This is a genomic window from Amycolatopsis pigmentata (genome assembly GCF_042684065.1).
Lineage (GTDB): Bacteria > Actinomycetota > Actinomycetes > Mycobacteriales > Pseudonocardiaceae > Amycolatopsis_E > Amycolatopsis_E pigmentata.
Genome location: NZ_JBHUKR010000011.1, coordinates 559,848 through 574,093, shown reverse-complemented (window position 1 = coordinate 574,093; position 14,246 = coordinate 559,848). Strand labels below are relative to the sequence as shown.

Genomic DNA, 14,246 nt, shown 5'->3' with positions numbered 1-14,246 from the left:
TTGTGTTCCAGCGCGTTCCGGACGACTTCGGCGAGGTGCAGCGCGCTCCGCTCGCCGGCCTGCGCGATCTGCGTCCGGCAACTGAAGCCGTCGGACACGACGACCGTCGCGGGCCCGGCCTCACGGATCGCGGGCAGGAGCCGATCTTCGGCGCAGGCCATCGACACCTCGTAGTGACCGGCCTCGAAACCGAAGTTGCCCGCCAGGCCACAGCACCCGGAGTCCAGCGTCGAGTTGCGAACTCCCGCCCGCGCCATCAGGTTCTCGTCGGCGGCGAAACCCAGCACCGCGTGCTGGTGGCAGTGCACCTGCGTGATCGCTTCCACGTCCAGATCGCGCAGGGGCAACTCGGTGCCGGCGAGCACCTCGGCGAAGGTGCGGGTGCGGGACGCGAGCAGTTCCGCGGTCGCGTCACCGGGCATGAGGTGACCGAGGTCGCCGCGGAATAACGCGGTGCAACTCGGTTCGAGACCGACGACTTCGTATCCCGCTTCGAGGAACGGCCGGAGCACGGACAGTGTGCGCCGCAGCACGCGCCGGGCGGCCCCGAGCTGACCGGTCGAAACCCAGGTCAGTCCACAACAGACGGGCTTGTCCGGCAGCACCACGTCGTAACCGGCCGCGGTCAGCACCTCGGTCGCCGCCTGGAGTACGCCGGGCGTGAAGTAGTTGTCGAACGTGTCCGGCCACAGCAGCAAGGGCCGGGCGACGTCCCGAGGCCGCAGGTCGCGGCGGTAGCGGGTGAACGGACGGGAGGCGAGCGCCGGAAGGTCCCGTTCCGGCGCGATGCCACCGACGCGTTTGAGCATCGGTGCCAGCCGCTTGATCATGCCCGGCGCCACCCCGGGCAGGAGCGCGGAAAGCCGCAGCCACAACGGCAGCCAGCCCATCGAGTAGTGCGAGGCAGGCCGCACCCGGCCGCGATAGTGCTGGTGGTAGAACTCGGCCTTGTAGGTCGCCATGTCCACATCGACCGGGCAGTCGGACAGACATCCCTTGCAGGACAGGCAAAGATCCAGTGCTTCGCGGACCTCGCCGGAACGCCAGCCGTCGGTGATCAGCTCGCCGTTGATCATCTCGGCCAGCAGGTGCGCCCGCCCCCTGGTCGAATGCCGTTCCTCGCGGGTGACCCGGTAGCTGGGGCACATCACTCCGCCACCACCGGTGTTGCGGCACTTACCGACGCCGACGCACCGCCGCATCGCCTCACCGAAACTGCCGTGGTCGTGGGGATAGCCGAGCATGGTGACCGATTCGATCGCCGCGGGCGCCCGCCGGACCCGCAGATCCGCGTCGAGGGGCCGGGGATCGACCAGCACGCCGGGATTCATCATCCCGGCCGGATCGAAGATGGCCTTGAACCGCCCGAACAACCGCATCATCTCGGGGCTGTACATCCGGGGCAGCAGCTCCGACCGGGACTGGCCGTCGCCGTGCTCGCCGGACAGCGAACCGCCGTGTGCGACGACCAGATCGGCGGCGTCTTCGAGGAACGACCGGAACGCGGCGACACCGGGCCGTGACAGCAGGTCGAAGTCGATCCGCATGTGCAGGCAGCCCTCGCCGTAGTGCCCGTACACCACGGTCTTCTTGCCGTGCCGGGCCATCAGGGTCTTGAACTCGCGCAGATAGGCGCCGAGACGTTCTGGTGGCACGGCCGCGTCCTCCCAGCCGGGCCATGCCTCGGAACCATCCTGCGTGCGGGTCGCCAGCCCGGACCCTTCTTCACGGATCCGCCACAACCGTCGCTGTGCCGCGACATCGGTCGACACCGCATGTCCGGTCAACCGGTCGTCGAGCGCGCGGGCGAGCCCTTCGGCGGACTCACCGGCTTGCCCCGGTTCTTCACCGGCGAGTTCGACCAGCAGCCAGGCCCGGCCCGGGGGCAGGTCACGCTCCCCGTGCACCGGTTCGACGAGTTCGATGTCCAGGCCCTCGACCGTCAGCGGTGACCACCGCAGGATCTCGGGCACGGCGTCCGCGGCGTCGATGTCCGAAGCGAACCCGAACACCGCCAGCACCTTGTGTTTCGGCAGGTCGACGAGACGGAGCGTCGCGTCGAGCACCGTCACGCAGGTGCCCTCGCTGCCGACCAGGGCCCGGGCGACGTTGCAGCCGTTCTCCGGGAGCAGGTGCTCCAGTCCGTAGCCGGAGACACGGCGGCTCCACGACGGAAGTTCCGTGCGCAGCAGGGCGAGGTTGCCGTCGAGGAGCTCGCGCAACTCCCGGAAGACCCGGCCTTCGGTGCCGGGAAGCTCCGCCCTGCGGTCGAGCTCGGCTCTCGAGGTGGGACCGACCGTCATCCGGGTGCCGTCGTAGAGCAGCACCTCCATGCTTTCCAGGTTCTCCGCGGTCCGGCCCCAGGCCACCGAATGCGAGCCGCACGAGTTGTTGCCGATCATGCCGCCGATGGTGCAGCGGCTGTGCGTCGACGGATCGGGACCGAACCGCAGCCCGTGCGGGGCGGCCGCGGCCTGCAGGTCGTCGAGGACGGTGCCGGGCGCCACCCGCGCCAGGCGGCCGTCGATCTCCTTCACCCCGGACAGATAGCGCGACAGGTCGAGCACGAGACCCGGCCCGGTGGCGTTGCCCGCGATGCTGGTGCCACCGCCACGGGCGATCAGCGGCACGCCGGCCTCCCTGGCCGCCGCGACCGCGGCCACCACATCGTCCACCGTTCTCGGCCGCATCACCCCGACCGGCGCGTGACGGTAGTTCGAGGCATCGGTGGTGTAGAGGGCCAGGGTCCCGGCGTCGAACGCGATCCGATCGCCCAGTCGCCGGCGAAGTGTCTCCCGCATGGCCCCAACGTAACCGCGCGGACCAGCGCGCACACCCCTGTGGCGTGTCCCGCGCAGCGGGACAAGGTGCTTGCGGTGACGGTGGTGACGACGGCAGAGTTTCCTCTCATGGAAGCGACCGCGGTGCGGGAGGCCGCCCAGCGGCTGCTCCTGGCCTATGACAAGGGCGAGCCGATCGCCCCTCTCATCGAGTCTTATCCCGGCGCGGGCGTCACCGACGCCTACCGCATCCAGCAGGAGCAGGTGCGCCGCTGGATCGAGGGCGGCGAGCGGGTCAAGGGACACAAGGTGGGCCTGTCGTCGGCCGCGATGCAGCAGCAGATGGGCGTGGACCAGCCCGACTACGGGCACCTGCTCTCCGGCATGTTCCACCTGGAGCAGCAGCCGATCGGCACGGCGGGTTTCCTGCAGCCGCGCATCGAACCGGAGATCGCGTTCGTGCTCGGTGGCAGGCTGTCCGGTCCGGGCGTCACGGTGGCGGACGCGATTCGCGCGGTCGACTTCGTGCTGCCCGCGCTGGAGATCGTCGACTCGCGCATCGAGAACTGGCGAATCTCCATTGTGGACACCATCGCGGACAACGCCTCCTCCGGCGGCGTGGTGCTCGGGAGCAGGCCGACCACCCTGTCGTCGGTGGACCTCGCCGCGGCGAGCTGCGTGTTGCGGTTCGGCGACGAGACGGTGGCGACCGGCACGGGTGGCGCGGTGCTCGGTTCACCGATCAACGCCCTGGTGTGGCTGGCGAACACGATCGGGCCGCTCGGCGTCGACCTCGAGCCCGGCCATGTCGTCCTGCCCGGCTCCATGACCCGGGCCTTCGACGTCCGGCCCGGTGACACCGTCGTCGCCGACATGGGCGAACTGGGCAGCGTGAAGGCGGTCTTCGCCTCCGCGGCCTGACGCGTCCGGACGCGCCCCAACTGTCTACATCGGACCGGCCCGGTCACCGGGCCGGTCTTCTCGTGTCCCCTCGAGTTCCCACCCACCCGGGCACCACGCTCGGGGGTGCGTCACCGCACCGCGTCCGTCGCCCCGAAAGGTCTCGGCCAAACCGGAATTCACCCCGAAGCAGGTACCACGATCCGGGTTATTCGTCGGAGACATTCCGCCCGGCCCGCCCGAATCACCCGGTCTCGGGCGTTTAATGAATTCCAGCCGCTTGAGGGAGTCGAGCATGGACGTGGAACTGAATCACCGGGAGAGAGCCACGCTCAACGCGGTGGCCACCGGCCGCGCGGAGATGACCTGTAGCAGCGAGCCCGACCTCTTCTTCGACGGGCTCGCCTGCTGTGACCAGACCACCGCGCACCGCCTGGCGAACCTCGGCTTCATCGCTCCCGCCCGTCCCGGCCTGCCCTATGAGCGGGTGCCCGCCCTGCTCACCGAAGCCGGTCGCGCACGGCTCGGGATACTGCCCGGCCTCCTCGGCGAACCCGCCCGCCCGCCGCAACCCTCCGCGGGGACACTCCCCTCGACGGCCGCGCCGATCCTGTGGCCTGAGCCTGCCTAGAGAAGAACCGTCACACCCTGTCGCGCATCGGCGACCGAAATCGCGGGATATTACATGGCCCGCAGCCTCCTTCACGTAACGGGTTGGTTACCCCCAGCGCCCCGCCATCCCCCCGAAAACGTTGTTCGGGCGGATCTTTGCGCAGGTCAACGGGGTGGATAGAACGCGAGCGAGGGAGTCAACGGGCACGTGGCATTTCCCACCCGTGACCGTGCACGTATGTCGATAACGGTGAATTCACACTACTGTCATAAGACCGGCGACCCCGGGACGACCAAGCGCGCGAAGACCAGGCACCACCGGCCATCCACCGATGTGTGGCCCGGCGATGACGCCTGCCCTGCGCAGGGTTCGTCTCGCAGATCGCTCTCGACTGACCATCGCACCGCGGACCGCTTGTGTTAGCCGGTCCACAAAAATTTCCCCGGGAAGCTCCCGCGGTGCCGACGCCCAAGGAGGCGGCCAGCCGTGACCCGCCACAGCCCGCATGAGCTGGGAGGCTTGTATCCAGCGGAGTTCGAACACGACGCCTGCGGCGTAGCCTTCGTCGCCGATCTCGCCGGACGGCGAGATCACGAAATCGTGCGCAAGGCACTGACCGCACTGCGCAATCTCGAACATCGTGGCGCCAGAGGAGCCGAGCCGGAAACGGGTGACGGGGCGGGCATCCTGATCCAGATCCCGGACGCCTTCTATCGCGAAGTCGCCGGTTTCGACCTCCCCGATCCCGGCGGATACGCCGTCGGCACGGCTTTCCTGCCCACGGACGCGAAGCAGCGCGGCCGTGCGATGAGCGCGATCGAGAGCATCGCGGCCGAAGAGGGCATGAGCGTGCTCGGCTGGCGGGAACTGCCCGTCGAGCCGGAAGGTATCGGGGCCACGGCGGCGGCCTGCATGCCGCATTTCACCCAGCTCTTCCTCGCGCCCCGCGATCCCGGGACCACCGGTCTGGCGCTGGAGCGCGCGGTGTTCTGCGTCCGCAAGCGGGCCGAGCACGCGCTGACCGACGAAGGCGTCTACTTCCCCAGCCTGTCCGCGCGCACGATCGTCTACAAAGGAATGTTGACCGAGCCCCAGGTCGGCCGTTTCTTCCCGGACCTGGCCGACGAGCGGGTCACCAGCGCGATCGGCCTGGTCCACTCCCGGTTCTCCACGAACACGTTCCCGTCCTGGCCGCTCGCGCACCCGTACCGTTACGTGGCGCACAACGGCGAGATCAACACGTTGCGGGGCAACCGGAACTGGATGGACGCCCGGGAGTCGATGCTCGCCAGTGACGACCTTCCCGGCGACCTCAACCGGATCCTGCCGGTGATCACCCGCGGCGCGAGTGACTCGGCGAGCTTCGACGAGGTGCTCGAACTGCTGCACCTGGGCGGGCGCAGCCTGCCGCACGCGGTGCTCATGATGATCCCCGAAGCGTGGGAGAACCACGAGGAAATGGACACCGCCCGCCGGGCCTTCTACGAGTTCCACGCCAGTCTGATGGAACCGTGGGACGGACCCGCGCTGGTCGCGTTCACCGACGGCACCCAGATCGGCGCGGTCCTGGACCGCAACGGGCTCCGTCCGGCGCGGTACTGGGTTACCGAAGACGGGCTCGTCGTGCTCGCCAGCGAGGTCGGTGTGCTGGACATCGACCCGGCGAGCATCGTGCGCAAGGGCCGGCTGGAGCCGGGCCGGATGTTCCTGGTCGACACCGCCGAGGGCCGGATCATCGACGACGACGAGATCAAGGGCGAACTCTCCGCCCGGCATCCGTACGGCGAGTGGGTCGACACCGGTCTGGTCCGGCTGGAGGAACTGCCGGAGCGGGAACGCGAAGTCCCCACGCACGCCTCGCTCGTGCGGCGCCAGCAGGCCTCCGGCTACACGCAGGAAGATCTGGAGACGCTCCTCGAACCGATGGCTCGCACCGGCGCGGAGCCGATCGGCTCGATGGGCAACGACTCTCCGGTCGCCACGCTGTCGAGCGGGCCGAGGCAGATCTTCGACTACTTCAGCCAGCTCTTCGCCCAGGTGACCAACCCTCCGCTGGACGCGATCCGCGAAGAGCTGGTCACTTCGCTGGGCACCCAGCTCGGCAGCGAACGGAACCTGCTGGACGCCGGCCCCGGCCACTGCCGCCGGGTCGTGCTGCCGTTCCCGGTGCTGGACAACGACGAGCTGGCGAAGCTCGTGCACATCAACGACGACGGCGACCTGCCCGAGTTCCAGGCGGTCACCGTGCTCGGCCGGTACGAAGTGGACGGTGGCGGCAAGGCACTGGTGCGCAGGCTCGACGAGATCTGCGCCGAGGTGTCGGAGGCGATCGAGGACGGCGCCCGGCTGATCGTGCTGTCCGACCGGGGTGCCGACGACCGGCATGCCGCGATCCCGTCGCTGCTGCTCACCGGCGCGGTGCACCACCACCTGGTCCGCCGCAAGACCCGGACGCAGGTCGGTCTCATCGTCGAGGCCGCCGACGCCCGCGAGGTCCACCACATCGCGTTGCTCATCGGCTACGGGGTCGCCGCGGTGAACCCGTATCTCGCGATGGCCACCGTCGAGGAGATGGCCGAGCAGGGCAGGATCCCCGGCGTCACCCCGAAGCAGGCGGCCCGGAACCTGATCAAGGCGCTGGGCAAGGGCGTGCGCAAGACCATGTCGAAGATGGGAGTGTCCACAGTGGCCTCCTACACCGGCGCACAGATCTTCGAGGCCATCGGGCTCGGCGAGGAGGTCATCGACACCTGCTTCGCCGGGACCACCTCACGGCTCGGCGGAGTCGGCTTCGACACGCTCGCCGAGGAGGTTCGCCTGCGACACGAGCGCGCCTACCCGCGCGACGGGCGCAGGCCCAGCCATCGCGAGCTGGCCACGGGCTCGGACTACCAGTGGCGGCGCGAAGGCGAGCCGCACCTGTTCAACCCGCATACCGTGTTCAAGCTCCAGCACTCGACCCGCTCCGGCAAGTACGAGATCTTCAAGGAGTACACGAAGGCGGTCGACGACCAGGCGGAACGGCTGATGACCCTGCGGGGTCTGTTCGCCTTCAAGGAGGGTGTGCGCCCGCCGGTGCCGATCGACGAGGTCGAGCCGGTCTCCGAAATCGTCAAGCGGTTCGCCACCGGCGCGATCTCCTACGGCTCGATCTCGCAGGAGATGCACACCACGCTGGCGATCGCGATGAACCGCCTCGGCGGCAAGTCGAACACCGGTGAGGGCGGCGAGGATCCGGAACGGCTCTACGATCCCGAACGCCGCTCCGCGGTCAAGCAGGTCGCGAGTGGACGGTTCGGGGTGACCAGCGAATATCTGGTCAACGCCGACGACATCCAGATCAAGATGGCGCAGGGCGCGAAGCCCGGCGAAGGCGGTCAGCTTCCGGGCGCGAAGGTGTATCCGTGGATCGCCAAGACCCGGTTCTCCACCCCGGGTGTCGGGCTCATCTCGCCGCCGCCGCACCACGACATCTATTCGATCGAGGACCTGGCACAGCTCATCCACGACCTGAAGAACGCCAACCCGGCCGCCCGGATCCATGTGAAGCTGGTGTCGGAGGTCGGAGTCGGCACGGTCGCGGCCGGGGTGTCCAAGGCCCACGCGGACGTGGTGCTGATTTCGGGCCACGACGGCGGGACGGGCGCTTCACCGCTGTCATCGATCAAGCACGCCGGCGGGCCCTGGGAACTGGGGCTGGCCGAGACGCAGCAGACCCTGCTGGCCAACCGGCTGCGGGACCGGATCGTGGTGCAGACCGACGGTCAGCTCAAGACCGGGCGCGACGTGGTGATCGCCGCGTTGCTCGGTGCCGAGGAGTTCGGCTTCGCGACGGCGCCGCTGGTCGTGTCGGGCTGCGTGATGATGCGGGTGTGCCACCTGGACACCTGCCCGGTCGGGGTCGCCACGCAGAACCCGAAGCTGCGCGAGAAGTTCACCGGCAGGGCCGAATACGTGGTCAACTTCTTCGAGTTCATCGCGCAGGAGGTACGGGAATACCTGGCGCAGCTGGGTTTCCGGTCGGTGGCCGAGGCCGTCGGGCACGCCGAGCTGCTGGACAAGCGGCGCGCGGTCGAGCACTGGAAGGCCGCAGGGCTCGACCTGTCGCCGATCTTCCACGTGCCCGAACTGCCGCCGCGTGCGGCGCGGCACCAGGTCGTCGCGCAGGATCACGGTCTGGAGAAAGCACTGGACAACACGCTCATCCAGCTCGCCGAAGGCGCGCTGGACGCCGGTGACCGGGTGCGGCTGGAACTGCCGGTCCGGAACGTGAACCGGACCGTGGGCACGATGCTCGGTTCGGAGCTCACCAAGCGCTGGGGCGGTGAAGGCCTGCCCGACGACACGATCGACGTCACCTTCACCGGCACCGCGGGTCAGTCGTTCGGAGCATTCGTGCCGCGCGGCATCACGCTGCGGTTGTACGGCGACGCCAACGACTACCTGGCGAAAGGCCTGTCCGGCGGGCGGATCGTGGTGCGCCCGCCGTCCTCGGCGACCTTCACCGCCGAGGAGCACATCATCGCGGGCAACGTCATCGGCTACGGCGCGACGGCCGGGGAAATCTTCCTGCGCGGCAAGGTCGGGGAACGTTTCTGCGTGCGCAACTCGGGTGCCCTCGCGGTGGTCGAAGGAGTCGGCGACCACGGTTGCGAGTACATGACCGGTGGCCGGGTCGTGGTGCTCGGCCCGACCGGGCGGAACTTCGCCGCCGGGATGTCCGGTGGCATCGCCTATGTGCTCAACCTTTCGCGGATGCGGGTGAATCCCGAAATGGTCGACCTGGATCCACTCGACGACGGTGACGTCGAGTTCCTGCGTGACGCGGTGGAACGGCATTACACGGAAACGGAGTCCGCGGTGGCGCACACGCTGCTCGCCGACTGGGACGTGACCGTGGAACGGTTCGCCAAGGTCATGCCGAAGGACTACAAGCGTGTGCTGCTCGCTCAGGCGGAGGCTGAGCGCGATGGGCGCGACGTGAACGAAGCGATCATGGAGGCCGCTCATGGCTGACAATGGCGAAGCCCCGGCCATGACGGCCGACCGGGTGCGGGTGTCCCGCAAATCACAGTGGCCGCTCATGGCTGACAATGGCGAAGCCCCGGCCATGACGGCCGACCGGGTGCGGGTGGCCCGCAGGATGCTGGAGGCCGCTCATGGCTGACCCCAAGGGTTTTCTGACTACGCACCGCGAGGTTCCCAAGAGCAGGCCGGTGTTCGTGCGACTCCTGGACTGGCACGAGGTCTACGAGGACTTCCCGGCCGAGAAGCTGCAGAAGCAGGCGGGCCGGTGCATGGACTGCGGCATCCCGTTCTGTCATCAGGGCTGCCCGCTGGGAAACCTCATTCCCGAGTGGAACACGCTGGTGTGGGATTCCGACTGGCGGGACGCGAGCGAACGGCTGCACGCGACGAACAATTTCCCGGAGTTCACCGGAACATTGTGTCCCGCGCCGTGTGAAACGGCGTGCGTGCTGGGCATCAACGACGATCCGGTGACGATCAAACGAGTCGAAATATCGATTGTTGACCGCGCCTGGGAATCCGGCTTCGTTCGTCCCGAAATCCCGGAGAAGCGAACCGGAAAGAAGGTCGCGGTCGTCGGCTCGGGGCCATCTGGTCTGGCCGCGGCACAACAACTCACGCGCGCCGGCCACGAAGTGGTCGTATTCGAACGTGCGGATGCCGTCGGCGGCCTCCTGCGGTACGGGATTCCCGAGTTCAAAATGGAGAAATGGCGTCTGGACCGCAGGCTGGACCAGATGCGGGCGGAGGGCACCGAGTTCCGGACCGGGGTGAACGTCGGCGTGGACGTCACCGCATCCGAGCTGCGTTCCTCCTACGACGCCGTGGTGCTGACCGGTGGCGCGACCGTGTGGCGCGACCTGCCGGTGCCCGGCCGTGACCTGCCGGGCGTGCACCAGGCGATGGAGTACCTGCCGCTGTCGAACCGGGTCACCACGGGTGAACTGGCCGAGTCCCCGATCTCGGCGAAGGACAAGCACGTCGTGGTGATCGGTGGCGGGGACACCGGGGCGGACTGCGTCGGCACGGCGCACCGCCAGGGCGCGGCCTCGGTGACGCAGCTGGAGATCATGCCCCGGCCGCCCGAGGAGCGCTCCGGGCAGCACCCGTGGCCGATGTACCCGATGATCTACCGGGTGTCCTCCGCGCACGAGGAGGGCGGTGAGCGGTTGTACTCGGTCAGCACGCAGGAGTTCGTGGCCGGACCGGACGGTGCGGTGGAGAAGTTGCGGCTGGTCGAGGTCCGGGCCGAGGACGGCCGGTTCGTCCCGGTCGAGGGCAGCGAACGGGAGTTGCCGGCGCAGTTGGTGCTGCTGGCCATGGGGTTCACCGGCCCGCAGCGCGAGGGGCTGCTCGAAGAGCTCGGCGTGGAGCTGGACGGGCGCGGCAACGTGGCCCGTGACGCCACGTTCCGGACCAGTGTGGAGAACGTGTTCGTCGCCGGTGACATGGGCCGTGGCCAGTCGCTGATCGTGTGGGCGATCGCCGAGGGAAGGTCCGCGGCGGCCGCCGTGGACGCCCATCTGACCGGCCGGACGCACCTGCCCGCCCCCATCGCGCCGACCGACCGTCCGATTTCGTAATGCGTACCGGCGGCGCTACCGCCAGTGGCGCCGCCCGGTAAAAACACCTACCGACAATGGGCGATTTCGTTCTTCCCGGGTCACGGGTGATACTGCACCGGTGCATCGGCATCAAAGACTCGACGCCCTGCTGGGAATGGTTGCCCAGCAGGGCCGGGTCGAGGTGGAAAAAGCGGCCGCGGAACTGCATGTATCCCTCGCCACCGTGCGCCGGGACCTAGACCATTTAGCCGAACGTCAATTGTTGACACGAACGCGAGGCGGTGCGGTACCCAGTAGCGTCGTCTACGACCTGCCGGGCCGTCACAAGGCCCAGAACGCCCAGGAAAAGGAGCGGATCGGCGCCGCGGCCGCGCGCCTGGTGCAGCGCGGCATGGCGGTGGGTCTCGGCGGCGGGACGACCACCCGCGAGGTCTGCCGTGCCCTGGCCACCAGGGCGGACTTCAACGAGGGCGGTTCGTCGACCGCCGTGACCGTGGTCACCAACGCGCTCAACATCGCCCACGAGCTGGCCGTGCGGCAGAACATCAAGACCGTCACCACCGGCGGATCGGCGCGGCCGCAGTCGTTCGAGCTCACCGGGCCCTACGCCGCCGCCACGCTCCACGAAGTCCGTCTGGAGCTGGCGTTCCTCGGTGTCGACGCGATCGACCCGGAGGGCGGCGCCTACGCCCACCACGAAGCCGAGGCGACCATCGCCCGGCTGCTGGCTTCGCGCGCCCGCCAGGTCATCGTGGTCGCGGACGCCTCCAAGCTCGGCGCCCAGGCCTTCGCCCGCATCTGCCCCATCTCCGGCATCGACATGCTCATCACCAGTACGAACGCCGACGACGCCGTAGTGGCCGCGTTCGAGATGGAAGGCGTGAAGGTCCGCCGGGTGTGACCGGCCGGTGCTGCGATTAGGCTGGAGACCACGCGCATCGCTCTCGGTGATCGCCGGGCTGGCGGGTATCTCGCCCAGCTACCTCTCCCGGCTGGAGTCCGGCGATCGGGCCCTGGACCGACGGTCCCTGATCGTTTCGCTGGCGAACGCGCTTGAGGTCGCGCCGAGCGAGATCACCGGAAGCGCGCTGGTCAACCCGGCGAACTGGAAGAGCCCCTGTTCAGTGCCGTGAGCGCCTTCGGGACGTCCTTCGGACTGCTCGGCGCCGGCGGATTCGATCTCGCGTCACGAGCACTGACCGCGGCCGACCCGGGCACCGGTACCAGTGAGGCCATGCAGATGTCGGGGATGCTCACGCGAGCCAGACGGGCGAGGGCAGGCGTTCGATTTCGGCTTCGGACCATCGAACGTGGGTGTCTGGCGTATGTCGGTCGCGCTGGAAGCGGGTGAGCATGCCGATGCGGCGAAGATCGCCACGACCGTCGATGTGGACGCTTTACCGACCCTGACGTGTAAATCGCCTTACTACCGGGAATACGGTCGCGCGCTGGCGCGGCTGCCCAAGCGGCGCGACGACGCGGTCGTGATGCTGCGCCAGGCCGAGCGGATCTCCCCTGCCCGACGCGGTGACCGGCTCGTGTCCGAAGGTCACTCGTATGACGGGGAAGGTCCACGACGACGGCACGCTTGACGGAGACGATTCGGTCGGGCACGTCGCCCAATGTGGACGAACTCGAACGCGAGCGATGCCTATTTCGGCGAAAGTCGCCGGACATTGGATGGTCACCGCGTTGGGCGAGGGCGTCTCACTCGGAACAGGACGGCGGGCCACGGGGTTGCTTCGCGGTTGGGGTTTGGTGGTGACGCTTAGGTGCAAAGGGACGTTCGTGGTGAAACGGGCCGACTGAGTCCCTTGGTGCCGGAGCGGCCGATAAGGGAGCGGGTCTGACCGACCCCGGCTGCCATCCTCCACAAAGGACTTTTAGCGAGGAGCGATGCGGCATGACGACGCACTACTGGAAGCGCGGGTCGTCGGGGACAGGGTCATCGGGGAAAATATCCGGGCGCGGTGGATGAAGTGGTTCGGGGTCGCTGGTGTACCGGTCGTTGGTCGGCGTCGTGATGGTGAAGGTCCCGGTGTCCTTGTCCAGTTGGTAGGACCAGCCAGGGAGATCCTTCGTATGGTGTTCGCGGGCACACAGGGAGCTGAGATTGTCGTCGGCTGTCTCTCCGGACAGCGCGTACCAGTCGTCGACGTGGTCTGTTTCGCAGTGCTGGGCCGGGCGATGGCAGGTGGGGACTCTGCATTCCCTGTCCCGCGCGTGAATCAGCCGGGCGAGATCGACCGGTGGGCGGTAAGCCTTACGCCCCACGGAAACGATCTGCCCGGTCGCGGGGTCCGTGATGATACGACGGAGCGTGGTGTTGGGACCGTTGGCGATGTGGCGGGCCAGCCAGGCGGGAATCACGCCCATACCCGCCATCTCGGCGGGGTGGTTGTTAAGTCCCAGCCAGGTGGACATGTCCATGTAGAGGAAGACTTCGGCGCGGGGCGCGCTTTTGACGCCCGGGCTCTCGGCCAGCAGCAACTCGGTATGGACGTCCGCCCGGTGCTGGTCGAGTGTCCTGGACTTGTCACGCCGGCGACGGCGTTTGGCTTCGATGTCGATGCGCGCATACCCAGCCACCGCGTCCTCCACCGGGAGGTGCGAGGAGAGGTTGGCCATGCCATCGTCCAGCGGGATCAACTCGACCCGCCGCTGAGCGCGCCGCCGCGCGCAACGCTCGGCGTGGCCGTCCGGATCCACCCTCGCTACCGCGCGGTTGGTGGAGCGACGCACACTGCTCGGATCCTTTCCCGCGAGACGAGCGGCCATGATCGCATCCACCGCCCGAGCATGCTCGTCCGACAGCATCGCCGTCGGCTCATACACACGCGACGCCTTGTAGGTGTCGATCTCACCGCGCCACATCGCTTCCAGAGTGTTGGGCAGGCGGGTGACCAGCGCGTGAGCGAGCCCGATCTGGTATTGGGCGGTGCGCTTGCTGATCGCCAGGCCCAGTGACAACTCCAAGGCCACATTGGACGGCTGACCGGCCGCGCGGTCGAACTCCGCCACCGCCCCCAACTGCGCTGCCTGGACCTGGTTGACGACCGCCTGCAACCGTTGCACCATCCGCAGCAACCCGGCCCGCGAGCACCTCGCCACCCGCAGTCCCCGCAACGCGACAACCGCGGACTCCAGACAGGACAACACATCGCCATCCCCGCCGGGGGCCAGCCAAGGCACGGCCTCCTCAGGCACGGGGGGTTCGGGCGGATCAAGTTGCTCGGACATGGCACCAAAATATCGAACGTCTACTCGAACATCGAGGCTACGCGAGATTATGACGGCACACGAACGAGTGACAACCGTGTACGACCGCGAGCAATCCCCGAAGTCACTGGCATTTTCGGT

General features: G+C 68.3%; 9 protein-coding genes and 1 pseudogene. 8 read left to right on the top strand and 2 right to left on the bottom strand.

Annotated elements, in window-relative coordinates:
* A partial coding sequence (locus tag ACFSXZ_RS24795) for an FAD-binding and (Fe-S)-binding domain-containing protein (protein ID WP_378267531.1) occupies positions 1 to 2,801 on the bottom strand: 2,801 nt, incomplete at its 3' end.
* A gap of 108 nt (positions 2,802 to 2,909) precedes the next feature.
* Here ACFSXZ_RS24795 and ACFSXZ_RS24790 point away from each other — a divergent pair.
* The 8 genes and pseudogenes from ACFSXZ_RS24790 to ACFSXZ_RS24755 all read left to right on the top strand — a co-directional run bounded on the left by ACFSXZ_RS24790 (position 2,910) and on the right by ACFSXZ_RS24755 (position 12,478).
* Positions 2,910 to 3,701 (top strand): 2-keto-4-pentenoate hydratase, encoded by a 792-nt coding sequence (locus tag ACFSXZ_RS24790; RefSeq protein WP_378267610.1) that lies wholly within the window; start codon positions 2,910 to 2,912, stop codon positions 3,699 to 3,701.
* 274 nt (positions 3,702 to 3,975) lie between these two features.
* A pseudogene (locus tag ACFSXZ_RS24785) lies at positions 3,976 to 4,212 on the top strand (hypothetical protein); the annotation flags it as partial.
* Between the two features lie 567 nt (positions 4,213 to 4,779).
* Positions 4,780 to 9,309 (top strand): glutamate synthase large subunit, encoded by a 4,530-nt coding sequence (gene gltB / locus ACFSXZ_RS24780; protein ID WP_378267530.1) that lies wholly within the window; start codon positions 4,780 to 4,782, stop codon positions 9,307 to 9,309.
* On the top strand, positions 9,302 to 9,460 hold the full coding sequence (locus ACFSXZ_RS24775) for a hypothetical protein (protein ID WP_378267529.1): 159 nt from the start codon (positions 9,302 to 9,304) through the stop codon (positions 9,458 to 9,460). The genes gltB and ACFSXZ_RS24775 overlap by 8 nt, the downstream gene beginning before the upstream one ends.
* Complete coding sequence (locus ACFSXZ_RS24770; RefSeq protein WP_378267528.1) at positions 9,453 to 10,904, top strand: glutamate synthase subunit beta; 1,452 nt, start codon at positions 9,453 to 9,455, stop codon at positions 10,902 to 10,904. Before ACFSXZ_RS24775 ends, ACFSXZ_RS24770 begins: the two co-directional genes overlap by 8 nt.
* A 100-nt stretch (positions 10,905 to 11,004) precedes the next feature.
* Positions 11,005 to 11,787, top strand: a complete 783-nt coding sequence (locus ACFSXZ_RS24765; RefSeq protein ID WP_378267527.1) for a DeoR/GlpR family DNA-binding transcription regulator — start codon at positions 11,005 to 11,007, stop codon at positions 11,785 to 11,787.
* 7 nt (positions 11,788 to 11,794) lie between these two features.
* The gene (locus ACFSXZ_RS24760; protein ID WP_378267526.1) at positions 11,795 to 12,019 is read left to right on the top strand and encodes a helix-turn-helix domain-containing protein; all 225 of its coding nucleotides are present in this window, start codon (positions 11,795 to 11,797) and stop codon (positions 12,017 to 12,019) included.
* A 192-nt stretch (positions 12,020 to 12,211) separates the two neighbouring features.
* Positions 12,212 to 12,478 (top strand): hypothetical protein, encoded by a 267-nt coding sequence (locus ACFSXZ_RS24755; protein WP_378267525.1) that lies wholly within the window; start codon positions 12,212 to 12,214, stop codon positions 12,476 to 12,478.
* Positions 12,479 to 12,800: 322 nt separating this feature from the next.
* Here the strand turns inward: ACFSXZ_RS24755 and ACFSXZ_RS24750 are convergent, their stop codons facing one another.
* Positions 12,801 to 14,126, bottom strand: coding sequence for an HNH endonuclease signature motif containing protein (locus ACFSXZ_RS24750; protein WP_378267524.1), 1,326 nt, complete (start codon positions 14,124 to 14,126; stop codon positions 12,801 to 12,803).
* Positions 14,127 to 14,246 lie beyond the last annotated feature (120 nt).